Genomic DNA, 25063 nt, shown 5'->3' with positions numbered 1-25063 from the left:
AATGACGCGGTTCTGGAATGTCAGGCAAAATGCGGATGCCATCCTTGCGGTAACGCTGCTGACAGCTGTGTTTGCCCTGTGCATCCTGGTGCCGGTGCTGTGGCCGGTCGATCCGGTTCGCGGCGTGCTGACGGCGACATTCCGGCCGCCCATGACCGTTGTGGGGGAGCAATTGCACCCCCTTGGCACAGACCAGCTCGGGCGTGACCTTCTTGCTCGGCTGGGCTTGGGTACAGCGATCTCTCTGGGAATTGTGGTCCTCGCCTCCATCATCTCAGTCGTGCTGGGCACTCTTCTTGGCATGATCGCGGGTTACGTCGGCGGCTGGCTGGATATCGTCATAATGCGCGCCGTCGACATCCAGCTCGCCATCCCTTTCATCCTGCTCATACTGCTGATCGTCGCCGTGGTCGGCCCTTCGATGGCAAACCTCATCGTCGTGCTGGGCGTTACCGGCTGGGCGATCTTCGCCCGCGTTGCGCGCGCGCGAACGCTGGAGGTGCGGGAGCTCGAATACATCGATGCTTCGCGCGCCATCGGACTGTCCAACATGGCGATCATCTTCCGCCATGTGCTGCCAAACATAATCGGACCTCTGACAGTTTTGCTCACGCTGGATTTGCCGCGGCTGATAATCCTCGAAGCCTCCGTCGGCTTTCTTGGCCTGGGCGTCCAGCCGCCGACGCCGACGCTGGGCAACCTCATAGGAGAGGGACGCTCTTTCATCCTTCTGGCGAACTGGCTCGTCCTTTACCCCGGCCTCGTCATCGGCGCGCTGGTCGTTGGCTGCAATCTTTTGGGTGACTGGCTCGTCCGCCGCGCCGACAGCAGGAACGCCTGAGCCCGTGAAAGCATTTTCCTTCATCGCCAGCCGCGCGCTTCAGGGTGTGATCGTCATGCTGGGCGTCTCGGCAATCGTCTTCTTTGCGCTGTTTCTGACCGGGGACCCGGCCGCACTGATGATGCCGCCGGACGCCAGCAGGGCCGAGATAGAGGCTTTCCGGCAGGCCATGGGTTTCAACGACCCGGTCTGGGTGCAATACGGGCGTTTCCTGGGTGGCGTGCTTACGGGCGAATTGGGCAATTCGCTGCGCTTCCAGCGACCTGCGCTTGATCTCCTTTTGGAGCGGTTGCCCGCGACCGCGCTGCTTGCATGCGTCGCTCTTTTGTGGAGCTCTTTGTTTGGCTTTTTGCTAGGCACCATCGCCGCCGTCCGCAAGAACAGCGCCATCGACTTCTCGATCCGGGTGATTTCGCTCCTCGGCCAGGCCATACCCGTCTTCTGGCTGGCGCTGCTTTTGATCATCGTGTTCTCGCTCAAGCTTCGCTGGCTGCCCAGCAGCGGCATCGGCACCGTGTGGCAACTGATCATGCCTTCGATCGCGCTCGGCGCCTATTATCTCAGCGCAATCACACGGTTGGTGCGCGCCAGCCTCATCGAAGTGCTCGGCGAGAACTACATCCGCACGGCACGTGCAAAGGGCATAACCAGCCGGCGGATCATCATCCACCATGCGCTGCGAAACGCGCTGATTCCGGTCATAACTGTGCAGGGCATGTATTTCGCTTCGCTGTTGGGCGGCGCGCTGGTCACCGAGATAATCTTTGCCTGGCCCGGCATTGGTCGTCTTGCTGTCGAATCGATCCAGAACCGTGATTTTCCGGTGGTCCAGGCCGTGGTGCTTTTTGCAGCCCTCATCTTCGTGGTCGTCAATTTCCTCGTCGATCTCGCCTATGTCTGGCTCAATCCGAGGATCAGGCTGTGACAGAGCTGCCGGACGATCTTTCGCGGCAGGCGCTCGATCTCACGCGCGAATGGTGTCGGATTCCTTCGGTTCGCGGTGACGATGATGCCTTGGCCAGACAGGCTAGTGCGCTCACGGACTGGCTTAAACATCATTTGCATGCCGAGATCGTCGCGGACGCGCCAAGTGGCAGGCGCCCTCCGGTGATCCATGCGCGGATCGATGTCGGCGCTGACCAGACGGTCATCTTCTACAACATGTACGATGTCATGCCCGCAGAACCGACAGGCTGGCATGTAGACCCGTTCGATGGCGACATCGTTGAACTTGACGGTATCGGACCAAGCTTCGTCGCCCGAGGAGCTGAAAACAACAAGGGTCCGCTTGCGGGAATGCTGTCGGTGCTGAAGGCGCTGGCGGATCGCGGCTGGCTCGGCGTCAACGTCGAAATCCTCATCGAAGGCGAGGAGGAAAGCGGCAGTGGCGCCTTGCGCGACTATCTGCTCGATCCCTGCTGTCCGGTGAGATCGAGCATCGGCGGCCTGTTTCCTTCCTTCTGCGAATATGGCGGCGGCCCACCGCGCATCTATCTCGGCTTCTCCGGTATCGCCAAGGGCGAGATCCGTGTCGAGGCTGGCGCCTGGGGTGGCCCGGCAACGGCCATTCACTCCAGCAATGCGCCCTGGATCGCCAATCCGGCAAGCCGGCTTGTGGCCGCGCTCGGCCATTTTGGACGCTCTCCGACCGGAGCGTTGGAGACGATCGTCGTCGACGCCGAAGCACGCGCCGTCATTGCCCGCCTTGCCGAAGACTTCGATTCCGACGCGGAGCTGCGCTTCCGCAATACCAGGCGCTACGCCATTGAAGGCGATGCAGAAGCGCTGCTGACCCATGTCTTGTCGACGGCATCTGCAACCATTTCCAGCCTCTCGTCCGATCCCGTTCGCGGCGATGCGATAATCCCGTCCGTGGCCCGGGCAAGCTTCGATCTGCGATGCCCGCCGCCGCTCGATCCGGCAACCTATCTTGCGTCTTATCGTGAGACGCTCGATCGCGTAGACCTTCAGGGTGTGGAAATAGCGGTTGCCGATTCCTACCCCGGTCAACGTTTTTCCCGAGACTCGCTTGGCGTGGCCGCTTTGCTGAAGGCCTATGAGGCGACATCGCAGACGCCGCAAATCTGGCCGTGGGCGATTGGCGCGGCTCCCGGATATGCCTTCGCACGCCATGCTCGCTCGTTCCTGATAGGTGGCGCCGGGCGCGGTGGCAACGCGCATGGCGTCAACGAGTTCATGACACTCGAAGGCTTTGAACGCTTTCTGCAGTCGATTGCGGTTTGGCTGGAGACAATGGCCAGTGCGGAAGGCGGACCGGAATGATCGAGCTGCGCTATCTCTCGCGCGCTGATGCGTTGCGTGTCGGGGCCGGGGATTGGCAACATGCATTGGACGATGTGCGGGCAACGACCCGGCTGCTACGAGACGGCAATGCGGGAATGGTGGCCGAGAGCGTGATGCCTGTCGGGACCGATCCACGTGACAACGCCTATGGTCTGCCGGCTTTCGTCGCGGGTGACTATGACGCCGCCGGCTTGAAATGGGCGATGCACCGCGCCGCGCCTGCGCGCGATCTTCCAAGCATCACAAGCACGACATTCATCAACCGATACAGCGACGGCCGGCCGATCGGACTGGTCGAAAGTGCGCTGCTGACCAGGATGCGAACCGCCGCAGTCTCGGCCATTGCGATGCAGTCTCTTGTCGCGCAACCGGTGAGGTCGATTGCGGTGCTTGGAGCAGGTGCGCAGGCTCGCGCGCATATTGATATGGTGCAGGCGTTGTTTCCGGCCGTCGAGACCGTGCGCGTCTGGAACCGTACGATTGGCCATCGCGATGCCATGCTTGCCGGGATCGAGACGCGCGCCGGCTTGAGGATATTGTCGGCCGATACCATCAACGATGCCCTCGATGGCGTGCAAGTCATACTCTGCTGTACGACATCGCCACAACCTTTGCTTAGCCCTGATCACATTCAGCCCGGGCGGTTGATCGTGCAGGTCGGCTACAACGAGATATCCTTCGAGGCGATAGACGCCGCCAATCACATCGTTGTCGACCTTTGGGGTGAGTTCGCCGAGAAAAGCGCCAAGAGCCTGTTCCAGATGTACCGCGCCGGCCGCTTCGCAGCGGACGGGGTTTCGGCCGATCTTGCCGGGCTGGTGGTCGATGGCTGGAAGCCGTCAAGCGCAGCGTCGGTGATATTCTCGAGCTTCGGCCTCAACGTGTTCGACATTGCCATGGCGGCGCGCGTCCTGAAGCAGGCCGAACGAGACGGAATCGGCACCCTGTTGCCGTTTTTATAGAGAAATTGCAGGAAAGCGCCTGTTGGCTTCCGTTAGTACCTGCATGAAAACAATCTAAAGCCAATGCTGCAGATGGAGTTTCTCGCCGTCGGTGAAACGCGAGAACCGCAGCGGATGCGGATCGGAAAGCGGTGTGCGGCCAATCGCAATGTCGGCAAGCATTTCGCCCGCTGCCGGGCCTATACCGAATCCGTGACCGGCAAAACCTGTTCCCACAACCAGCCCCGGCCGCTCCGACACCGATGAGATGACCGGTATGGCATCGGGCGTCGTGTCGATCATGCCGGCCCAGCTTTGTGCCGTACCAACCCCGCGGAAGGCTGGCAAGGCTTCCACCAGGGCCCTGTGTACCCTCTGGATGTTGGCTTGATGCGGTTTTGGGTCGAGGATGCGGATCGCTTCGTAGATCGAAGGCCGGTCAGCGTCGCGCGGCTGCCAGCGAAGCGCTTCGTCAATGAAGGCGCGGCCAAGCCGGAGCGTCAGACCTTTGCGCTCGGCAAGGTAGGCGGGAAGGAATTTTGCGAAAAACCTCAGTGTATCGGGCGTGATCTCCGCAACGCTCTCCGAGGACGATGCGACCGTATAGCCGCCATCCATACGCTTTCGGATCGCGAAGCTGGAAAAGCTCATGCAGGGCTCGATACCAGCCTCGATCGGCAGCGTGCGATAGACTGAAGACAGCACTTTCAACTGCGGCAAGGTCACGCCTATGCCCTTGAGCAGAAGGCGCGACCAGGCTCCACCGGCAACGATCACGCTCGAGGCGCGGACACGCCCATGTTCGGTAAGGAGGCCGCTAACTCGGCCGGCTTCGACATCGATCGTCCGCACGGCGCAATCCTGGAATATCTGCGCACCGCTGGTGATCGCGGCGCGTGCGATCAGCGGCGTTGCCCTTTGCGGCTCCGCGCGCCCGTCTGCCGGCGTATGCAGCGCCGCGGCAACCTGCCGTGTCAGGCCGGGCGCGAATGCAGCAAGCTTAGACGGCTCCAGAATATGCGACGCGATCCCGTATCGGGCTGCTTCAGCCGCCCATCTAGTGTGACGTTCGCGCGCTGCGGACGTCATGGAGGCATAGAGGATGCCGCAACGGCGGTAGCCAGTATCATCCCCGACGAGCGCATTCATTTCGCCCCAAAGCTCGTGCGCGCGAAGCATGAGCGGCAACTCGCGCAGATCCCGCCCGGCAAGCCGCACCCAACCCCAATTGCGGCTCGACTGTTCTCCGGCGATGAGACCCTTCTCGAAAAGCGCCACTTTTACATTGCGTTGCGCCAGTGTCAGCGCCGCCGACACCCCGATGATGCCGCCGCCGACAATGGCAACGTCGACTTCCCGCGGCAGTGTCTGGTCAGTCTCTAATTTCAGGAATTCCGGACCTGAGGATTGAACGAAAGGCATCGCGCTCAAAAGCAGTCCTCGACGGTCCAATGCACGGGGATTTCGGCTATGCTGGCGGTTGCCGGCAGTTCAAGCACCATATGAACGATCTTTGCGATGTCTTCCGGCTGGGTCAGTTCCGCCGCCGGCGCTTCTGTCATAGTCGCCGACATATCGGTAGCCACATAGCTCGGGCAGATGGCCGTGGAGCGTACGCCACTCTCCTTGCCGCATTGGCGCAGCGCATGAGCAAGGCCAACGGCCGCGAATTTGGACAGCGCATAAAGTCCCGCGCCCGGCGATTTGACCCGCTTGCCCGACAGGGATGCCATCGTGACGATGCGGCCGCGCGAGGCAACGAGATGCGGCCACGCTTCCCGGGTGAGCCGCATGGGCGACTTGACGTTGACGTTGAAGACCAGGTCGAACTCATCGTCGCTGGCCTCCAGCACCGTCTTGCGGGGCGCTATGCCGGCATTGTGCACGAGCCCATCGATCCGCCCGAACCGAGCGGCCGTGGCGGCCACCCAGTTTCGTTCGCTCTCACGATCAAGCGCGTCGAACGGGCAGGCGAACATGAGTTCAGGGGAGAATTGCGGGGCTTCGTCAGGTTTGCGCATGCCGAGGCTGACCGCCCAGCCGTTCTCGACGAGACGCTTTGCGATTGCCGCGCCGATACCGCGTGAGGCGCCGCTGATCATGGCTACTTTCTGCATGTTCAGGCGGCCCGCGCAGTTTCAGTCCATTCGTCACCCCACGCCTGCACCTGGTGGCCGGGTGTGATGGTGCGCCATTCGCGGACTGGCGTCGTATAGTCCACCGGTCGGATCGGGCTCTTGATCTCGTCGTTGCTCAGCGTCCGCCGGATGCCTTTGCGCGAGGGATCAGGGATCGGCACCGCCGAAAGCAGACGCTTTGTATATGGGTGCTGGGGGTTTCCGAAGACTGCTTCGCGCGGGCCAATCTCGACGATCTCGCCGAGATACATGACGGCCACCCTGTGGCTGATGCGCTCCACGACCGCCATGTCGTGCGAGATGAAAAGGTAGGCGAGGCCCAGGGACTGCTGCAGGTCGAGCATCAGATTGATGACCTGAGCCTTGATCGAAACGTCGAGTGCTGAAACGGCTTCGTCCGCGATAAGGAGTTTGGGGGCAACCGCAAGTGCGCGCGCGATGCAGATGCGCTGGCGCTGGCCGCCGGAAAACTCATGCGGAAAGCGCGTTGCCATTTCCGGCTCCAGCCCGACCTGCGGCAGCAAAGTTGCGACCTTGCCCCGCGCTTCTTCGCGATTGGCGATGCCGTGAACCAGGATTGGTTCGGCGATGGCTGCGCCAACGCGCATACGCGGGTCGAGGCTGGCGAAGGGGTCCTGGAAGATCATCTGGACGTTGCGGCGCATCGCATTCAGATCCGCCCCCCGAAGGCCGAGTATCTCTTGCCCATTCAATCTGATGGAACCCGATTCAGCTTCCGTCAGCCCCATGATGGTGCGGCCCGTCGTTGACTTGCCGCAGCCGGACTCGCCGACCAGCGACAATGTCTCGCCGGGCTTTATCTCGAAAGAAACGTTCTCGACGGCATGAACACGGCCGGAGACGCGACCGAAAAAGCCCGATTTAGTGTCGAAGCGGGTCACCAGATTGCGCACTTCCAGGACAGAGTCGGCTTCATGTGCGACTGTGTCGGCAACCTCCGGCGCGACGACTGGCCTGCCGGTCTCCACATCGACCAGCGGAAAGCGGGCGGGGCCGGTTGTGCCCGACATGGAACCAAGCTGGGGCACAGCGGACAATAGCGCGCGCGTATAGGGTTTTCGGGGGTTGGAGAAAATCTCTTCCGTTGCGCCGGATTCCACCACCTCGCCTTGATACATTACGAGCGTGCGGTCGGCGATTTCGGCCACCACGCCCATATCGTGAGTGATGAAGAGAACCGCGATGTCCTCTTCTTCCTGCAGCAGCTTTATGAGTTCAAGGATCTGCGCCTGGATCGTCACGTCCAAGGCCGTTGTCGGCTCGTCCGCGATGAGGAGCTTTGGCCTGCAAGCAAGGGCGATGGCGATCATGATCCGTTGCCGCATGCCGCCGGAAAGCTGGTGCGGATATTCGTTGAAACGCCGTGCCGCCGCAGGGATGCGCACTTTATCCAGCATCCGCAGCGTCTCGTCTTTGGCCTGCCTGAAGGACATTTCGCGATGCTGGACCAGAACCTCGGAAATCTGGTCGCCCACGGTGAGTGACGGGTTGAGGCTCGTCATCGGCTCCTGGAAGATCATGGCGATTTCGTTGCCGCGAACGGACCGCATCTCGGTTTCCGAAAGGGCAAGCAGGTCGCGTCCGCCGAACTGGATGCTGCCTTCGAGCCGTGACGTTTCCGGGGGCAGGAGCCGCATCGCCGACAGCGCGGTCACGCTCTTGCCCGAGCCGGACTCCCCGACAAGTGCCACCGTCTGGCACGGTTGTATATCGAATGAGACATCGCGAACCACCGGGTGCCACAGGCCGCCGCGAAAGAACGATGTTCGCAATTTTTCGGCGCGCATCACCGGATCGGTCATTGGGCCCACCGCCTTTCTTGAAGCATCCAGAGTACCGCCCGGCCGCGCTCCAGCGCAAATGCGGAAGTGACTAGGGTAAAAACAGCTTGCATCACTGCTACAGGATATATCATATATCGTAAAGAGCCCTGCGAAGCCGTATCGGTTGTCGCTTGCCAGAAACCGTTGCTTCGACAGGAGACCCTCATGAAACTGGATGAAGTTCCGCGCCTTTCCCTCGGTTTCCTGCCCACGCCGATCGAGAAACTCGAGCGCTTGAGTGCGGAACTCGGCATCGATCTGTCTGTGAAGCGGGATGATTTCACCGGTTTCGGCGGCGGCGGCAACAAGGTGCGCAAGCTGGAATACCTCATGGCGGATGCGGTCTCGCAGGGCGTAAAAGTGCTCATCACCACCGGCGGGCATCAGTCGAACCATGCACGGATGACGGCCGCGGCTGCGCGCAAATTCGGCATGAAGCCCATCCTGGTGTTGCGCGGAAACCGCCCCGACGTGCTGCAGGGCAACCTGCTGCTCGATCATCTTTTGGGCGCCGAGATCGATTTCCTCGACCCGGACGCGTATTTCACCGAGATAAATCCTCGCATGCAACACCATGCCGACCAGGCTTTGGCACGCAACGAAAAGCCGTACATCATCCCGCTCGGCGGAGCGAGCGCGCTGGGCGCAATGGGCTATGTTTCGGCGGTTCGCGAACTGGCCGTCCAGTACGCCGAAGCCGACCGGCCGGCGCCAGACCTGATCGTCGCGCCGGTGGGATCTGGCGGAACACTCGCGGGCCTTCTGATCGGCTGTGCGATGTTCTGGCCGGAGACCAAGGTAGCAGGCATAGCCGTCAGCGGCAGCGCAGTTCCCTTCGAAGAGCGCATCGCCGTGATGGCCAATGCCGGCGCTGAATTGCTCGGCTTCGACAGGCACTTTGAGGCGACGGAAATTCGTATCGAGAATGGCTATGTCGGACAGGCCTATTCGGTTCCGAGCCCCGAGGGAAACGCCGCCATTTCCAAGGTTGCCCAAGTCGAAGGCATGTTCCTGGATCCGGTCTATACCGGCAAGGCGGTAGCCGGTCTGATGGATTGCGTGAAGCGCGGAACGATCGCTCAGGGTAGCAAGGTGCTTTTCGTTCATTGCGGCGGTTCGCCTGCACTGTTTCCCCATGCAGAACTTCTGACACGCGACCGGAACGCCTGAGCCATGGCCTATCGGATCGGCTGCGACGTCGGCGGCACCTTTACCGACCTCTGCCTGTTTGACGATGTCACCGGCCGCAGCACGCTGGTGAAGATACCGACAACCACAGGTCAGCAGGACATCGCCGTCATCGAGGCGATCCGGCTTGCGCTCAAGGAGGCCGGGTTGCAGCCCGGCGACCTCGACGGTTTCGCCCACGGCACGACGGTCGCGACCAATGCGATCCTGGAGCGCAAGGGCGCACGCACTGCACTTCTGGTCACGGCCGGTTTCCGCGATCTTCTGCGCATCGGTCGCCAGACCCGGGCGCATCTCTACGATCAATATGCGCGCAAGCCCGAGCCGCTTGTGCCGCCGGAACTCACATATGAAATTGCCGAGCGTTGCGGGCCGGACGGATCGGTAACCACCGTGCTTGACGAAACGTCGGTGCATGCCGCGATTTCGGCGATGCGCGAGAACGGCGTCGAGACGGTCGCTGTTGCCTTCCTCCATTCTTACGCCAATCCGGCGCACGAGCAGCGTGTCGCAGAAATCATCCGAGCCGAGGCGCCGAAGTTGAAGTTGTCGATCTCGTCAGCGGTGCTTCCGGAGCCCGGCGAGTTCGAAAGGGCTTCGACGACGGTCATGAACGCCTATCTCATGCCGCCGCTCGAGGATTATCTTGGCCGGATCCAGCGCACGCTGGTTGAATACGGCGTCAGGGCAGAACCCGCGATCATGCAGTCCGGCGGCGGTATCATGCCCATCGAGACGGCCAGTCGCGACAAGGCCGTCCATACTTGCCTATCCGGTCCGGCGGCGGGGATGATCGGCGCGCAGCGTTTCGCCGCCGCCGCCGGTCATGCCAATGTCGTAACGATCGATATGGGTGGTACGAGCTTTGATGTCGGACTGATCCAGGACGGCAAGATCCTGACACGCTACGAAAGCGAGATCGAAGGCTTTCCGTTGCGCGTGCCGATGTTCGACATCATCACGCTTGGTGCCGGCGGTGGCAGCATCGCCAGCGTGGATGCTGGCGGGCTGCTGAAGGTCGGGCCAGAAAGCGCTGGTGCGCGTCCCGGTCCCGCAGCATACGGCAAGGGCGGCAATCGTCCGACGGTGACCGACGCCAATGTCGTCCTGGGCATGCTGCGTCCCGGCCGAAAACTCGGCGGTGGCATCGTAATCGATCGCGACAAGGCTGCCGCCGCGATAGAGAAGCATGTCGCCGGCCCCCTCGGGCTGCCGGTCGAAGAGGCCGCGGTGGGCATGTTGCGGGTGGTGAATGCTGCGATGGTGCGCGGCATGCGCCGGATCACCGTCGAACGAGGGCTCGACCCCCGTGATTTCGTGGTGACCGCCTTTGGCGGGGCAGGGCCTCTGCACGCCGTCGATCTATGCGCGGAGATGGACATCGAAACGCTGCATGTGCCGCCTTCGCCGGGCTTGCTATGCGGTATCGGCCTGCTGCTTGCGCCCTGGAAGCACGATGAAACCGCCATGCTGGGCACAGTTGCCGACCGTGTGTCCTCCTCGTTCATCTACGAGCGCATTCGTGGGCTGATTGAACGCATCGAGGCTCAGGCGGGTAGGGACAGCATCGATATGGCGACAATGGCCACCACGGCATCGCTGGACATGCGCTATCGTGGCCAGGGTCACCAAATCCCCGTTGCCTATGAGCACCGCAATTTGGACGTTGCGCTGGAAGCCTTCCACCGCGCGCACAAACGCGCCTTCGGCTACGATCGTCGCGACCAGGAGGTCGAGATCATGCTCGTGCGCCTTACCGGGACGGCGCCTGCCGCCACCGATAAGTTGCCGCTTCCACAAATCTCTACCGATGCGGATCCGGTTATCGCAAAGTCGCCATTGTGGGTCGATGGCCGGTTCATGGATGTGCCGGTCTACGATCGCGCAAGGCTCGCGCCGGGGACGGTGCTGATGGGGCCGCTGATCATTGAGCAGCAGGACACGACCTTGATCGTCAGGAACCAGGCGGTCACGGTCGACGGTTTTGGTGGAATTACCGTTGGAATAAAGCCATGAGCGCCGATCCGATCCTCGCCGAAGTCGTCCGTCATGGCCTTCAGGCAGTTGCCGAAGAAATGGGGGCGGCGCTGATCCGGACTGCCTATTCCGTCAATATCCGCGATCGTCGCGACTTTTCCTGCGGTGTGTTCGACGCGAAAGCCCGCCTTATCGCCCAAGCCGAGCACATTCCTGTTCATCTCGGCCTTATCGCCGGCGTTGTGGGGCGCGTCATCGAAGCTCTCGGCCACGATATTCCTGCCGACACCATGATCGTGACCAACGACCCGTGGCTGACGGGCTCACATCTGCCGGATGTCGTCGTGCTTGCGCCGGTGGATAGCGAAGGCGCGCGCCTCGGCTATGTCGCCAACATGGCGCATCAGGTGGATCTTGGCGGCATGGCACCAGGTTCGCTCGCGCTAGGCACCACCGAGATTATGCAGGAAGGGCTTCGTGTTCCGCCAACCGTGCTGATGCGCGGTAGCGACGTTGAGACATCGACGCTTGCGCTGTTCAGGCTCGCCAGCCGCACACCGGATATGGTCGCGGGCGATCTGCTCGCTCAAGCGGCAGCCAACGCCACCGGCGCGCGCCGGCTTGCCGATGTGATCGCTCGTCGCGGTGCCGCATCATTCGAGGCCGCTGTCGAAACGCTGATTGCGGCCACGGCCCGCCGGATCGAGCAGAGGCTGTTTACCCTTGAAGGGCGTGAAAGCACCTTCGAGGATGTGCTTGAATGGACGGAAAACGGTGGTGCGGCGGACCTGCCGGTCAAGGCGCGTGTCGCGGTAGCCGGAGGCCGCCTGACGGTCGATTTCACCGGCACCGCTGCACAGGTCGCCGGCCCCATCAACGCGCCGAGCTTCCTGACGACCAGTTGCGTCATCTATGTGGTGAAAACTATGCTCGATCCGGAGATTGCCTCCAACACCGGGCTGTTCTCGCAGATCGATGTGATTGCGCCGGAGAAGACCCTTGTAAACGCTCAGCCACCGGCGCCAGTCGCGCTTTGCACCTCGATCACCAGCCAGCGCATTACCGATGCGCTGCTCGGAGCCTTCAACGTGCTGATGCCGGATCGCGCCATCGCTGCCTCCACTGGCAGCATGAATGCGTTGATTATGGGCGGAATCGATCCGCGCACTGGCAAGGCGTACTCATATGTCGAGACGTATGCCGGAGGGCAGGGTGGTTTGCCGGGCAAGGACGGGGCGGATGGCGTCCACTGCCATATGACGAACACGGCGAATTCCCCCGTCGAGCTCATCGAACGGGAATATCCCATGACGGTGCTGCATTATGGCCTGATACCGGGCAGCGGAGGTGCTGGCGCGTATCGAGGCGGGCTGGGCCTGCGGCGTTCGCTGCGTCTTGCCGCCGACACTGTAGTGACTGTCCATCTCGACCGCACTCGCCACCGGCCGTGGGGTGTTGATGGCGGCGCACCCGGCGGCCACTCGAGCATCACGGTCGTGGAAGATGGCAAGTGTCGCGTGCTTCAGGGCAAGAGCACCACGGCGCTCAAGGCCGGCAGTGTCTTGACAATTGAAACCGCCGGCGGCGGTGGCTGGGGCAAACGGGACTGAAACCGCGAGCGTTTCGGTTGCATTACCCGCATCTGGCAAAGAAGGTGCGGATTGTCCGGAATCCGCTAGGTTGCCGTGTCGATCGAGGAAATGGCGGTGATGCGGCCTTCGAAAGCAACCCAGACAATATCAAATACCATGATGGGCGCGGCTCCAAGATCCAAGCCTGGGTAGGAAGCGAGGGGATGCCAGCCTGACGCTCAACCTATTTGACAACGGCTAAGACAGCGGCAATCGCCAGCAGCAGCGGTCCCATCCACTTGAAATGTCCCGCGATCGTCACAACCCATGGCGGCTGTGTTGCGGGATTCCCTGGCAGGGGTAGATATCCGAACCCAACTGCGGTGATCCAAATGCCTGCGCAAAACATGATGATCTGATCGATATAGTTTGCGATCAAGGTTTGCTTCCCATCGTTCCACGGTGCGGTTCGAAAACGATCAAAGGTAACCACACATAGCGCTGACCGACAAGCAGCAGCGCTTCGTCACTATAACAACACGAGCAGTGTGGCGTCGGCTTTTCTTAGCCGTCCGCGTCGACCGTACGGTCTGGTTTCCCATCCGGGTTCGGTGCCGGCGCCTCGCGTGTGTCACGAGGCGGCCGATCATCGGCATCGGGCGCTGGTGGCGCTTCCTTGGCCGGATCGCGGACAAGTTTCTTTTTACGGTCGACCTCCTCCGTCAACCCTACGCCGAGCGCGGGCTTTCTGTTCTCTGCGGCTTTCTGCGAAAACTCATCGTTCGGGTCCGGGCCGTCTTGCGCCATGAGTTTGCGAGCGCCGTGTTCGTAGGAGACTTTGTTGGGCATAGCCAGTTCCTCCATCTCAGAGAGAAACTAGCCTACAGGCGCGAAGGTTCCTGTTGAGCGGCCAAAGTTGGCAAGTGGCCGGGATCACTTGGTAACGGTATCGGCGAAGCAAGAGGCGATCGCATTGTTTGCCCCCAGCTTTTTCGCCCATCTTGTGATTTGCGGACCGTCACCTTCATCGGCCATGCCTCCCCATACGTCTTTAAACACCGGGCGGCCGGTTGAAGAATCGAAGAAGAAATAGCCGGGATCGGCGACAGAGACCTCGGCGTAAACGACTGACCATGTCTCCGATTGCATGAAACCCTGGATGCTAACCTTTGAGGGTCTGATGTTTTGGTCGAGACTCTTGGCAACGAGATCGGCATAGTCGGACTTGCGTTGTGCAGTGAGCTTTGTATCGACGCCGTCACATGGAGATGCCGCCACCGCAGCGTGCTGGGGAACTATCAGTGCACTCCCAAGCAGGCCGAATGTGACAAGCTGAGGTAAAAACCGGGCCATCCAAGCGTCCTTCCTAAATTCACCAGCTTCAAAAATCTCCCGAAAGAAATCATACATCGCGCAGACCAACAAGCGCCCGCATCTCTGCCGGCCGGAGGCCCAACGCTACCGCAAGCTCTACCAGGACAAGCGCGGCAGTGTCAGCTTTCAAGCGATCGAAAGCCGGTGATCTGTTCAAGCAGCGTCCGCCCTTCATCGGTCAAATGATATTCGGTCCTACGGTGCAGAAGCCATCCTTGTGGAGGTTTTTCAGGCAGACCTCGACCCAGGCTTCGGATGTGCGAGGCCGAAGGCCGGCCAGCATCTCCAGCGCCTCCTGTTCCTGGGAAATACGCAATGCATTCGTTGGAATGCAACCTAAAATCCTATTCCCACAGAGGTTTAAAAGCCTATCCTGTAGATCTGGTCAGGCAGGAGATAGCTACGGCCACGCTGCTGGATCTCCAGCGCACATTGTTTGCGCGCGACTACGACCTTCGCAAAACGCCGACGGCGACCTTGGGACAACGTCGCGCCGGCGCCGCCTCCTTCCACGTCCGCCGGCGTCATTCCGGCCGACTGGATGCCTTGATGCAAGATGCACGGGGCCGTTATTCCCAGCGCGGTTGGCGTTCTTGTCGCGCCGGCCATTGAAGCCGGTGGGCGTCAGCTACCCGCTCAGATAATTCCGAATTTCGGCCGTTCCAACGATTTTGGATTGCGGCAACGCTCTGACCTTGCTGTCGTTTCCGAATTGCGTTGCCACAGGCCAAAATCGGCTCGTACTCATTCCTGTGATCGGCCACCCTACGGGGCACTGATGATTGGCAGCGGCCAGAGAATGTTTCACCCCAATGATGGGAGGAAGCCATGAAGAGTCGCCGTACACCTCAGCCATCCATTTACTATCCCGAAGAATTGCAAATGCTGAGCCGGGTATGCCGACGAGTCTGTAGGGAACGCGGCATTGAAACAAATGACCGTGAGGCAAAGGAGATCGCGCACCTAGCCTTCATTCTCTATTCTGCCGGCCTCTGTGAGGAAAAGCCATTGATTGGAAAGCTCGGGCAGCAGGCGTAGAGCACCGCTCGCTACGCCCTGTTCCGCCGCTCCGAAAGGGACGGCGGGCTGTATCGGAACAAATTGGGCTGCACTCAGCCCTCGGCTATGGTTAGGCAGTGGAATTTAAAAACCAACTTGCGGGCAGTCCGATCAACATCACCACAACTGCGGAGGCGTACCAGCCTGTCTGCCAATCCCCACTCACCTGAGCAGTCAGGACCGCAAGAGCAGGCAGAACCGCGGAACCTACCTGTTGACCGGAAGTTATCAACCCTATAGCGCGACCCCGGCGACAAACCAACGTCCGGTTTCGGTTAGGGCAATCTCGATCATCATTCCTTGTCCGAATAGGCGCAGCAGGTAGATGGAAAGCGCCAGTACGGCAACATTAGGGGCAATTGCGATCAACACACAAGCGAACGCGAGAGCGGGCATAGTGAAACGCACGACTTTCCAGCCCGGCATGAGGTCCAGCGTGCGGCCGAGCCATGGCAGTGTCGCGGCACTTGCCAGGGTCGCGAGCATATAGAGCCCACCGAACTCACCGCCTGACAAGTTGAATGTGCTCCGCAATTCGTTACCCGACAGTCCGATGAAGAAAGTCTGTCCGAAAGAAGAGAACAGGGTCAGCAGGACCCCCCGCTGATCCAGCGGACATTTTCACGGAAGAAATGGAGATTGCTGCGGACGAAATCGAACATGGTCTTGTTCTGGTCAATAAAGGCGACGGCGTATGACGCCGAGACAGCCAGAGCGGGTCCTTGCAGTAACGGCAAACGTCCTTCCGATACGGTCTCTGCCCTCGGCACAATTTGGCCCGTTGCCCCGATCTCAGCTATTCACGAGTCAATGCAAAGACGCACTGGCAGCCTCTCGTTCAGCTTTGTCGTGAAGCGCGAACTTATCAACCATGTCAGCACTCGCCTTGTTGAAACCGAGTACCTCGACATCGATGCCTGTACGACGGAATTTGATCACGACCTTGTCCAGGGCACCAACGGCAGTGATATCCCACAAATGCGCTCGTCTGACATCTATCACGACCTTGCGGGCGGTAAGCGAGAAGTCGAACGCGTTGATAAAGCTCTCAGCGGAGGCGAAGAAAATCTGCCCTTCGACAACATAGGTCATAGTGTGGGAATCGTCGTCGCCTTGCACACGAATGCTGAAGAGCTTCGCAACCTTTCCTGCGAAGAAGATGCCAGACAGGAGGACGCCAACGACCACTCCCTTAGCCAGATCGTGTGTGGTGACGACTGTGACCACAGTCGCCAGCATAACGATCGATGAAGGAAGCGGGTTGCGCCGCAGGTCGAGAATCGACCTCCAGGAAAAGGTTCCAATCGAAACCATGATCATAACGGCCACGAGTGCGGCCATCGGAATTATCCGAACGAGATCATTAAGGACGACAATCAGAAACAGAAGAAACGCGCCCGCCACGAAGGTCGAGAGCCTTCCGCGACCGCCTGACGTGACATTGATCACCGACTGGCCGATCATGGCGCAGCCGCCCATGCCGCCGATCAAGGCCGAGGCGATGTTGCCGGCGCCCTGGCCAAAACATTCCTGGCTCTTGTTGCTTGGCGTGTCCGTCATGTCATCGACGATCTGGGCCGTCAGCAGAGATTCCAACAAACCGACGGCAGCAAGCGTCACCGAATACGGAAGAATGATCTGTAGCGTTTCCCATGTCAGAGGCACCTGAGGTAACATCAGGAAGGGCATGGTCGAGGGCAACTCACCGAGATCGCCGACCGTGCGTAGATCCATGCCAGTCCACCATGCAATGAAAGTCAGGACCGCAATAGATACCAGCGGCGACGGGATCGCTCTGGTGACGTAAGGGAAGAGGTAAATGATGGCAAGGCCGCCCGCGATCATGAAATAGGTCGGGGTCGGGACACCAATGAGTTCTGGCAATTGCGCCAGGAAGATCAGGATCGCCAGGGCGTTGACAAAGCCGGTGATGACCGAACGGGACACGAAGCGCATCACTCGACCGAGTTTCAGGAAACCTGACACGATCTGGATGACGCCCATGAGGATCGTCGCGGCAAAGAGATACTGGAGGCCGTGCTCCTTGACCAACGATACCATGACAACGGCGGTCGCGGCCGTGGCGGCTGAAATCATACCGGGGCGTCCGCCGGTTATCGCGGCTACGCAGGCGATGGCGAAGGAGGCGTAAAGGCCCACCTTAGGATCGACGCCGGCGATAACGGAAAAACCGATTGCTTCAGGAATAAGGGCGAGAGCGACGACGATGCCGGAGAGGATGTCGCCACGGATGTTGGAGAACCACTCCTGGCGGTAGGTGGAAAGAGTTCGCATTTAGAATTTTCACAGTTGAATGCAACGGGCCGAGGAAAACTCGGTCCTTGGAAGGGGGTTGCGTTGCTGTGTTATCTGGCGGATTGGCGGCCAGAAGAGCCACCCGGATTTTCACCGGGTCCTTGTGGATAGCGCTCCGTAGCTTACAATTTGGCGCAAAGCAACGTCGTTCTAACGCCAAGCCGTCCTGCAATGGCGACTGCGGCAACAACATCGTCCAGTCTTCGGACACGAGTATTCCGCGAACGATCCATGTTCACATTGGTCGGCTCAGGAAGTGACTGAAAGGTATGCGAGGTCTGGATTTAATCTGAATAATTCACGGATACTCAATCGGTTCGTAGTCCACCTGTATCGGTCGCCAACTCCGGTGTCTCACGGCCCCAGCCGATGCTGGCGAACGCTATGGCGGCGGCAATGCCGAGCACGATCGCGACGGAAAGTGCCGACCATGTCCCGATGTGACCCATCAGGAACGAGAATAGGAATGGTGCCAAGGCCGAGGCAATAAGGCGGACTGCAGAAATCCGCCCAAGCATGGCCCCATAGCCGTCCGAGCCGAACAGAGCCAGCGGTAAAGAACCTTGGACAATGCTCATCAGACCCGAGCCAAGGCCGAAGAGTATTGCAAACGCAATGCCGCCGGATATCCATGGTGCCGTGGTGAGCAGTACGCAGAGGCCCACGACCAGGAAAGCGGCCGAGATGACCGCCAGAACCAGCGGCGAAAGGCCTTTTCCGAACAGCATGTTGATGAAGCGGCTGAAGACCTGGGAAGGGCCGAACACCGCCCCGACCAGAACCGCACTCGCGCCCATGCCGACGGCTGTCAGGAGTGGCACCATGTGAATCAGCATGGCGGAAAGCACAAACCCCTCAAGGGCGAAACCGATAGCCATCAACAGGAATGCCCTCGAACGGTCATCGGTGGAAATGCTTCCGATGATTGCGGCAACACTCGAAGTCGGCGCCGAAGCCTCGCGCACCTTGACCGCCTTCATCGTTGCCGCCAACCACCAATGGATAGGAAGGCAGACGAACAAATTGATCCCTGCAAAGACAAGGTAGACCTCGCGCCATGTCAGATGCTCATGGAGTTGGGACGTAATCGGCCAGAACAACGTCGAGGCAAAACCAGCAATCAGTGTGAGATGGGTGATGCTTCGTTGCGCCGTCTGCGGCGTTATCTGGACCAGAAGGGCGAATGCGGCGTTGTAGAGGACGAAGGCCGAAGCCATCTCAACGGCGACCATACCCGCAATGAAGGTCACCCGTTCTGGTGCAAAGGCGCACAGCAGCAGGGCAATTGCGGCAATTACCGATCCGAACGACATCATGCGTCCAGCCCCGTAACGGTCCATCCAGCGGCCGATCGATGGCGCTGCCAGTCCGCCGATAAGCAGGGAAGCGGAAAACACCCCGAACACCCATTCCTGAGACCAGTCGAAATCGCGGGCCATATCCGGGGCGAGGATGGAAAAGCTGTAGTAGAGCGTTCCGTAACCTACGATCTGGGTCAGACCCAATCCCCAGATGATGGCACTGCGACGATGTTCAAAAACTGCCGAGGCCATATTCCATTCTTCCGGGATTATTGAAATTCATTTCAAAAAGAGAGAGCTCAAGCAGCATCGTCCCTCTGGATTTGGACGGCGTCCGCGCAGCATTCGTTGGCAAGAAAGCCCAACAAGCCATGCATGACCGGGTAGTTTGCGCGGCAGATGAGGGTTGTGGCCTGCCGTTCCTGGGTAACGAGATCTGTCGCGATCAGGCGGTGTAGATGATGGGAAAGAGTTGACGCGGCAATGCTGATCTTCTCTTGCAGATGGCCAACAGCCAAGCCTTCCTCGCCAGCGCGGACCAGCGCTCGATAGACCCGCAATCGTGTCGGATTGCCGAGGGCTTCCAATTGTTTTGCTGCTGTTTCGACATTCATGGAAATAAGCTAGCTATGGCGTTTTGGTCTGTCAACGGAAATTTCGACAATGTTCGAAATAAGACGGCTCCATGACAGGGCAGGCTCAAAGCTTACGAAAACTGATCGGCTCGCTTGGCGGATCTTGCCTATTCAAAGCACATCGCCACCAGCCGACATCATGCCAGGCACCGTGTTTGAACCCGACCTCGTGGTAGATACCGATCGGTTCGAAGCCAACCTCTTTATGCAATCCGACGCTTCCAGGGTTGGGCAAGGCAATCCGCGCATAAGCCGCACGAAACAATTGCCGTTCAAGGATTGTCAGCAGCTCTTTATAGAGCAGGCGACCGACGCCAGTGCGGCGTGTTTCTTCTGCGACATAGGCTGTGACATCCACGGACCAGCGATAGGCGGTTCGGGTGCGATGTTGCCCGGCGTAGGCGTAGCCAAGGACGCGACCGTTTCTTTCTGCGACGAGGTAAGGATAGTCGAGCAGGGTCCTCTCGATCCGTCGCTTCCGCGACCGTCGGCGGCTTTTCCTCGAAGGAGATTGCCGTGTCTGTCACGATCGGGGCATAGATTTCCCGGATGGAACTGGCATCCGCCGCCGTGGCCACTCTTACCGTCGTGTTTTTATGAATTCCGCTTGCCGGCACCTAAATAGCCTTAAGCTTGACCCTTGCCTCCAGTTTCTCGGCATCTTCCTTGCGCTCGCTGTAGCGGTCGGTGAGATAGCCGGAAACATCCCTGGTCAGCAGCGTGAACTTTACGAGTTCCTCCATGACGTCGACGACGCGGTCATAATAAGAGGACGGCTTCATTCGCCCCGCTTCATCGAACTCTTGATATGCTTTTGCGACACTCGACTGGTTGGGAATGGTAATCATGCGCATCCAGCGACCCAAAATCCGCATCTGGTTGACCGCGTTGAAGCTCTGCGACCCTCCGGACACCTGCATGACTGCAAGCGTGCGCCCCTGCGTCGGACGAACCGAGCCGACGGCAAGAGGGATCCAGTCGATCTGGGATTTCATGACGCCGCTCATGGCCCCATGACGCTCCGGGCTGCACCAGACCTGGCCCTCGGACCAGAGTGACAGTTCGCGCAGTTCCTGCACCTTGGGATGATCGGTCGGTGCGCCGTCGGGCAGGGGAAGCCCGGCCGGGTCGAAGATTTGCGTTTCCACTCCGAAATGTTCGAGTAGCCGCGCTGCCTCCTGTGCCAGGAAACGGCTGTAGGAGCGGCTACGCAACGAACCATAGAGCAGCAGGATGCGCGGCTTGTGGGTTGAGAATGGCTTGGACAGCCGGGCAGGGTCGGGAAGCTGAAGCGCTTCGTCCACAATGTTGGGCAGGTCAGGCAATTCGATTTCCTTCAGCATCGATCAGCAACTCGCCGTCCTCCTTAGCGAACGGACCTTTCTGTGGGACCGGGAGAATGTCCAGCACGATCTCCGACGGACGGCTGAGACGCACACCCCATGGCGTCACCACAAAAGGGCGGTTAATCAGGATCGGATGTTCCAGCATGGCGTCGAGCAGGTCTTCGTCGGTCAGCGTTGGGTCATCGAGGCCAAGGTCCGTGTAGGGCGTTCCCTTTTCCCGGATCGCCTCGCGAACGGTGAGGCCGGCCTTGCTGATCAGGTCCTTGAGAACGGCGCGTGTCGGCGGCGTTTTCAAGTATTCGATGATCGTAGGCTCAATGCCCGCATTGCGGATCAGCGCCAGCGTGTTGCGGGACGTGCCGCAATCGGGATTGTGATAGATGATGACGTCCATCATGCGGTCCTTTCGGCTTCCCTGGTGGCGGTGACGGCTGAGCCGCGCTCGTACCAGCCCTTGCTGCGGTTCACGATCCAGACGACCGAGAGCATCACCGGAACTTCGACCAGCACGCCGACGACCGTTGCGAGTGCGGCACCAGAGCTGAAGCCGAACAGGCTGATGGCAGCGGCGACTGCAAGTTCGAAGAAGTTCGATGCCCCGATCAATGCGGACGGCCCTGCAACGCAATGCTGTTCGCCAGAAATGCGGTTGAGCAGGTAAGCCAGCCCGGAGTTGAAGTAGACCTGGATCAGGATCGGAACAGCCAGCAGAGCGATGATCGTGGGCTGCGAAATAATCTGTTCTCCCTGAAAGCCGAACAGCAGGATCAGCGTCGCCAGAAGTGCGACGAGCGACAATGGCTGCAGCGTCCGCAGCAGATTATCGAGTGCGGCTTGGCCACCCGACGCAAGCAGGCTGCGGCGCACGAGTTGAGCGATGATAACCGGAATGACGATGTACAAAACCACCGACAGGAGGAGTGTGTCCCACGGCACCGTGATTGCCGACAGGCCAAGCAGCAGGCCGACGATCGGAGCGAAGGCGACCACCATGATGACGTCGTTGAGAGCGACCTGAGATAGGGTGAAATGCGGCTCACCCTTTATCAGGTTCGACCAGACGAAGACCATGGCCGTGCAGGGAGCTGCGGCCAGGATGATCAGACCAGCGATGTAGGAATCGATCTGTGTTTCCGGCAGATAGGGCCGGAACAACCAGCCGATGAAGAGCCAGCCAAGCAGCGCCATCGAGAACGGTTTGACCGCCCAATTGATGAACAGCGTCACGCCGATGCCGCGCCAGTGGCGGCCGACTTCGCCCAGGGCTGCGAAGTCTATCTTCAACAGCATCGGGATAATCATCAGCCAGATCAAGGCCGCCACGGGAATGTTGACCTTTGCGATTTCGGCAGCGCCGATCGTGTGGAAAAGGCCCGGTATGAGGTGGCCAAGTGCAATGCCTGCGACAATGCAAAGGGCGACCCAGAGGGTCAAATAGCGTTCAAATGTCGACATGATTTAGGCTGCGTCCGTGCTTTTTGAGGTCGTTCCCTCAAGCTTGCCGATGGCCTTGAGGTGGTGGTCGAGCGCCATGCTGTCGATGGAGGCGTGAGGCAGGCTGAGGAAGGCCATGATCCGGTTTTTCATGAATCTGGCCGCGGTGCTGAAGGCACGTTCCTTCTCGATATCGGTGCCATCGACATTGGAAGGATCCTCGATGCCCCAATGTGCGGTCATCGGCTGTCCCGGCCAGACCGGACAGGCTTCTCCCGCAGCGTCATCGCAGACGGTGAAGACGAAATCCATTTCGGGCGCACCAGCGACGGCGAACTCGTCCCAGGCTTTTGAGCGGAAGCCGTCACTCGGGTAGTCGAGCGCTTCCAAAACCTTCAGCGCAAAGGGGTTTACTGTGCCCTTGGGCTGGCTGCCTGCGGAGAAGGAATTGAAGCGCCCAGCCCCTTCCTGGCGCAAGATGCTTTCGGCGAGGATCGAGCGGGCGGAGTTTCCGGTACACAGGAACAGAACATTGTAGATGCGGTCGGTCATTGAATGATCTCCTTGGTGCTGGAGGCCTGGGGGAGGAGGGATGGTTGGTTCGAAACCACGCTGGTCAGGAACGTGGCTGTTGAGGGGCAAAGTGCAGACGCTTGCTTTGTCGCTAGTATCTCTGGCGGGACAGCGTCGCGCTGGATTTGCTTGAATCCGATCGCCTCGAAGAAGTCGGTGGCGGATGTTGTCAGCAGATAGGAGTCTTTCGCGCCGAGAACGGCGGCATGCTTCAGCAAGCTCTCGGTGATGAGACGGCCAATCCCCTGACCACGGGCTTGCGGAAGGACAACAATCGAGCGGAGAAGGATATTTTCCCCGCAGAGTTCGATGCCGCCAAATCCGACAAGTTTGCCGTTCTGACTGAAGCGGAAGAACAGGCGGCCACTTTCCGCCAGATCGTCAGTGGGTAGCTGCTCTACCTCGAGAGCAGCTATGAAATCCGAAGCGTCAGGAGTGACCTGCTCAGCCTGGAAAGTCATTGAACTGTATCCGCTGGTTCGCAGCAAGACGGAACGAGGGCGGGTGCGCATATTGCCGGGTTTCCGGCACAGCAATCTTCCATCAGAAAGCGGATCAGTCCGCTCAACGCCTGGAACTCCGCTGAATACAAGATTGATCGCGAGTCTCGACGAGCAGCGACCAGCCCACCACGCTCGAGCTCCTTGAGATGAAACGAGACGTTTGAGGCCGATACCCCTGCCGCTTCGGCGATATTGCCAGCAGCCATGCCTTCCGGACCTGCCTTCACCAGCAGGCGGACGATCTTCAGACGGGTTTCCTGGGACATTGCCCCAAACGCGATTAGTGCTTGACGTTCTTCCATATTTCAACAATCCTAAAAGTGTCAAAATGAGGAATAACGCAAATGCTTACCCCTGACAACCGCGAATTTGAACAACCCGTAAAAATCGTGGCCGACGACATCACCATCGGCAAACTCCTCGACTTCCTCGGGGATCACAAGGACAAGCTCCTGGTGTTCAGCTATGGCGGGCAGACGATGAGACCCGGCTATCACGTCACTGAGGTCAAGGCCGGGGCGTTCGCCGCATTGGACTGCGGTGCCAACCCGGAATCCTGGACCGAAATTTTCATTCAGCTGTGGGATGTTGAAGAGGGTGAGCGGACCCACATGCCGTCGGGAAAGTTCACTGCGATCATCCGCAAGGTGACGGAACACCTATCACTCGACATGGGCGCAAAACTGACCTTTGAGGTCAGCGACGGCATTGCTCCCATTCAGCTTCATCAGGCATCCATGCCGGCCGTGGTCAATGGTGAGGTGCATGTGGAGCTCTCACCCCGTACAGCAAGCTGCAAGCCGCGGGATCGTTGGCTGGCCGAACAGGCGAGAGAATCGGCATCATATTGCGGATCATACTTTTCTTCATAGGCTTGATCGGAACGCCATCCCATCGCACCCTTCCTGCCCAGGATGAAGTATTTCTGATCGGCTCACGCCCGAGAATATAGCATTGGGAGGAAATCATGGAGACCAGCGTGCGAAAGCTCTTCGAGCGGTACGAGCGCTTCTTCAATCGATCTCTCGGCGGCGACATGGACATGGATGAGGTTGCATCGCTGTACGCTTCCGAATTCATAGCGGCTTCGCCTGCCGGGGTGATGACCGGAAAGAACGACGACAAGCTCAAGCAGGTCATGGCCAAAGGCTATGCGCATTATCGGGAGATAGGGACGAAGGAAATGCGCATACGCGGCGTCCGCATCTCCCCCATGGATGAACACCACTGCGTGGCCCATATTGCCTGGACGGCAATCTATTCCCGCAAGGATCAGCCGAATGTCGCGATAGATTTCGATGTCCACTATTTCGTCCAGGAGCTGGACGGGGAGCCGAAAGTTTTCGGTTGGGTGTCGGGTGACGAGCAGGCGCTTCTGAAAAAGCACGGTATCATCTGACGTCCGTATTCGGCTCTCAAGCGATCGGCGCGCATTCTTCGTCGCAATGATCGCCACCCGTGGTGCACTGGAGAAGGGTGGTATCGAGTTCATTTCTGAAAGGGTGGAGGGTCAGGGGATTTGCTCGCCTTTCTGGCCCCTTCTGATTTCGCAGATTAGAAGGGGGCTGAACGATCTCCGCGAGGCTTGGCATCGATCCCGACTGACGGGGTCGTTCACGGTTGCTCGGCAACCCTGAGCATGGCGTAGCAATTCTCGCCACCGGCGGAGACTGGTCCATAGGCCTTTCGCGCCTCCACAAGCCATTCGCGATGCGAGT

Annotated in this window: 26 protein-coding genes and 1 other annotated feature; of the genes, 9 read left to right on the top strand and 17 right to left on the bottom strand. The window is 59.7% G+C overall.

Annotation, left to right across the window (positions count from 1 at the left end):
- The first annotated feature begins 1 nt into the window (after position 1).
- Genes BM413_RS27000 through BM413_RS26985 form a run of 4 tightly spaced genes read left to right on the top strand, consistent with a single transcriptional unit; the run spans position 2 to position 4107 of the window.
- Positions 2 to 841: an ABC transporter permease gene (locus tag BM413_RS27000; protein WP_091917962.1), complete on the top strand. Its 840-nt coding sequence runs from the start codon at positions 2 to 4 to the stop codon at positions 839 to 841.
- 4 nt (positions 842 to 845) lie between these two features.
- Positions 846 to 1766 (top strand): ABC transporter permease, encoded by a 921-nt coding sequence (locus tag BM413_RS26995; protein WP_210188983.1) that lies wholly within the window; start codon positions 846 to 848, stop codon positions 1764 to 1766.
- A complete protein-coding gene (locus BM413_RS26990) occupies positions 1763 to 3124 on the top strand; it encodes a M20/M25/M40 family metallo-hydrolase (protein WP_091917961.1) in 1362 nt (453 codons plus the stop codon). Before BM413_RS26995 ends, BM413_RS26990 begins: the two co-directional genes overlap by 4 nt.
- Positions 3121 to 4107, top strand: a complete 987-nt coding sequence (locus BM413_RS26985; protein WP_091917960.1) for an ornithine cyclodeaminase family protein — start codon at positions 3121 to 3123, stop codon at positions 4105 to 4107. The genes BM413_RS26990 and BM413_RS26985 overlap by 4 nt, the downstream gene beginning before the upstream one ends.
- 54 nt (positions 4108 to 4161) lie before the next feature.
- On the opposite strand, the gene BM413_RS26980 is transcribed toward BM413_RS26985, so the two are convergent.
- The 3 genes from BM413_RS26980 to BM413_RS26970 are packed head-to-tail and all read right to left on the bottom strand — an operon-like array spanning position 4162 to position 8047.
- Positions 4162 to 5508, bottom strand: a complete 1347-nt coding sequence (locus BM413_RS26980; RefSeq protein WP_091918003.1) for an NAD(P)/FAD-dependent oxidoreductase — start codon at positions 5506 to 5508, stop codon at positions 4162 to 4164.
- 5 nt (positions 5509 to 5513) lie between these two features.
- The gene (locus tag BM413_RS26975) at positions 5514 to 6203 is read right to left on the bottom strand and encodes an SDR family NAD(P)-dependent oxidoreductase (RefSeq protein WP_210188982.1); all 690 of its coding nucleotides are present in this window, start codon (positions 6201 to 6203) and stop codon (positions 5514 to 5516) included.
- 2 nt (positions 6204 to 6205) lie between these two features.
- Positions 6206 to 8047, bottom strand: a complete 1842-nt coding sequence (locus BM413_RS26970) for an ABC transporter ATP-binding protein (RefSeq protein WP_091917958.1) — start codon at positions 8045 to 8047, stop codon at positions 6206 to 6208.
- Positions 8048 to 8233: 186 nt separating this feature from the next.
- Between BM413_RS26970 and BM413_RS26965 the strand changes: the two genes are divergently transcribed.
- Genes BM413_RS26965 through BM413_RS26955 form a run of 3 tightly spaced genes read left to right on the top strand, consistent with a single transcriptional unit; the run spans position 8234 to position 12843 of the window.
- The gene (locus BM413_RS26965) at positions 8234 to 9238 is read left to right on the top strand and encodes a 1-aminocyclopropane-1-carboxylate deaminase/D-cysteine desulfhydrase (RefSeq protein WP_091917957.1); all 1005 of its coding nucleotides are present in this window, start codon (positions 8234 to 8236) and stop codon (positions 9236 to 9238) included.
- Between the two features lie 3 nt (positions 9239 to 9241).
- Positions 9242 to 11272 carry a hydantoinase/oxoprolinase family protein gene (locus BM413_RS26960; protein ID WP_091917956.1) on the top strand — a complete coding sequence of 677 codons (2031 nt, stop codon included), beginning with the start codon at positions 9242 to 9244 and terminating at the stop codon, positions 11270 to 11272.
- On the top strand, positions 11269 to 12843 hold the full coding sequence (locus BM413_RS26955) for a hydantoinase B/oxoprolinase family protein (protein ID WP_091917955.1): 1575 nt from the start codon (positions 11269 to 11271) through the stop codon (positions 12841 to 12843). The genes BM413_RS26960 and BM413_RS26955 overlap by 4 nt, the downstream gene beginning before the upstream one ends.
- 205 nt (positions 12844 to 13048) lie before the next feature.
- On the opposite strand, the gene BM413_RS26950 is transcribed toward BM413_RS26955, so the two are convergent.
- The 14 genes from BM413_RS26950 to BM413_RS26875 form a co-directional block, all read right to left on the bottom strand.
- Positions 13049 to 13243, bottom strand: a complete 195-nt coding sequence (locus BM413_RS26950) for a hypothetical protein (protein ID WP_091917954.1) — start codon at positions 13241 to 13243, stop codon at positions 13049 to 13051.
- Positions 13244 to 13368: 125 nt separating this feature from the next.
- Positions 13369 to 13653: a hypothetical protein gene (locus tag BM413_RS26945; RefSeq protein ID WP_091917953.1), complete on the bottom strand. Its 285-nt coding sequence runs from the start codon at positions 13651 to 13653 to the stop codon at positions 13369 to 13371.
- 84 nt (positions 13654 to 13737) lie between these two features.
- A complete protein-coding gene (locus BM413_RS26940; protein ID WP_091918002.1) occupies positions 13738 to 14157 on the bottom strand; it encodes a hypothetical protein in 420 nt (139 codons plus the stop codon).
- Between the two features lie 1314 nt (positions 14158 to 15471).
- Complete coding sequence (locus BM413_RS33450) at positions 15472 to 15723, bottom strand: hypothetical protein (protein ID WP_210188981.1); 252 nt, start codon at positions 15721 to 15723, stop codon at positions 15472 to 15474.
- A 321-nt stretch (positions 15724 to 16044) separates the two neighbouring features.
- Complete coding sequence (locus tag BM413_RS26920) at positions 16045 to 17532, bottom strand: SulP family inorganic anion transporter (RefSeq protein WP_091917950.1); 1488 nt, start codon at positions 17530 to 17532, stop codon at positions 16045 to 16047.
- 69 nt (positions 17533 to 17601) lie between these two features.
- Positions 17602 to 17657, bottom strand: a sequence feature (sul1 is cis-regulatory element that is thought to sense ions involved in sulfur or methionine metabolism; They are found in Alphaproteobacteria).
- 204 nt (positions 17658 to 17861) lie between these two features.
- Positions 17862 to 19106 (bottom strand): arsenite efflux MFS transporter ArsK, encoded by a 1245-nt coding sequence (gene arsK / locus BM413_RS26915; RefSeq protein ID WP_091917949.1) that lies wholly within the window; start codon positions 19104 to 19106, stop codon positions 17862 to 17864.
- A gap of 47 nt (positions 19107 to 19153) precedes the next feature.
- The gene (locus BM413_RS26910) at positions 19154 to 19468 is read right to left on the bottom strand and encodes an ArsR/SmtB family transcription factor (protein WP_091917948.1); all 315 of its coding nucleotides are present in this window, start codon (positions 19466 to 19468) and stop codon (positions 19154 to 19156) included.
- Between the two features lie 85 nt (positions 19469 to 19553).
- Positions 19554 to 19958: a GNAT family N-acetyltransferase gene (locus tag BM413_RS26905; RefSeq protein ID WP_210188985.1), complete on the bottom strand. Its 405-nt coding sequence runs from the start codon at positions 19956 to 19958 to the stop codon at positions 19554 to 19556.
- Positions 19959 to 20106: 148 nt separating this feature from the next.
- Positions 20107 to 20832, bottom strand: coding sequence for an arsenical resistance protein ArsH (gene arsH / locus BM413_RS26900; RefSeq protein ID WP_091917947.1), 726 nt, complete (start codon positions 20830 to 20832; stop codon positions 20107 to 20109).
- On the bottom strand, positions 20807 to 21229 hold the full coding sequence (arsC, locus tag BM413_RS26895; protein WP_091918001.1) for an arsenate reductase (glutaredoxin): 423 nt from the start codon (positions 21227 to 21229) through the stop codon (positions 20807 to 20809). The genes arsH and arsC overlap by 26 nt, the downstream gene beginning before the upstream one ends.
- Positions 21229 to 22290, bottom strand: a complete 1062-nt coding sequence (gene arsB, locus BM413_RS26890) for an ACR3 family arsenite efflux transporter (protein ID WP_091917946.1) — start codon at positions 22288 to 22290, stop codon at positions 21229 to 21231. The genes arsC and arsB overlap by 1 nt, the downstream gene beginning before the upstream one ends.
- A gap of 3 nt (positions 22291 to 22293) precedes the next feature.
- Positions 22294 to 22821 (bottom strand): arsenate reductase ArsC, encoded by a 528-nt coding sequence (locus BM413_RS26885; protein WP_091917945.1) that lies wholly within the window; start codon positions 22819 to 22821, stop codon positions 22294 to 22296.
- Entirely contained in the window at positions 22818 to 23303 is a 486-nt protein-coding gene (arsN2, locus tag BM413_RS26880) for an arsenic resistance N-acetyltransferase ArsN2 (RefSeq protein WP_091917944.1), read from the bottom strand. The genes BM413_RS26885 and arsN2 overlap by 4 nt, the downstream gene beginning before the upstream one ends.
- Positions 23300 to 23647 (bottom strand): ArsR/SmtB family transcription factor, encoded by a 348-nt coding sequence (locus BM413_RS26875; RefSeq protein ID WP_091917943.1) that lies wholly within the window; start codon positions 23645 to 23647, stop codon positions 23300 to 23302. Before BM413_RS26875 ends, arsN2 begins: the two co-directional genes overlap by 4 nt.
- Before the next feature lie 42 nt (positions 23648 to 23689).
- On the opposite strand from BM413_RS26875, the gene BM413_RS26870 reads away from it, so the two are divergent.
- Together BM413_RS26870 and BM413_RS26865 are read left to right on the top strand one after the other, a co-directional pair.
- A complete protein-coding gene (locus tag BM413_RS26870) occupies positions 23690 to 24217 on the top strand; it encodes a DUF6428 family protein (RefSeq protein WP_091917942.1) in 528 nt (175 codons plus the stop codon).
- Between the two features lie 95 nt (positions 24218 to 24312).
- Positions 24313 to 24744 (top strand): hypothetical protein, encoded by a 432-nt coding sequence (locus tag BM413_RS26865; protein ID WP_091917941.1) that lies wholly within the window; start codon positions 24313 to 24315, stop codon positions 24742 to 24744.
- The last annotated feature ends 319 nt before the right edge of the window (positions 24745 to 25063 follow it).

This window comes from Mesorhizobium sp. YR577 (assembly GCF_900116595.1).
GTDB lineage: Bacteria > Pseudomonadota > Alphaproteobacteria > Rhizobiales > Rhizobiaceae > Mesorhizobium_M.
Note: the sequence above shows the minus strand (reverse complement) of the source record. Positions and strands in the feature narration are given on the sequence as shown.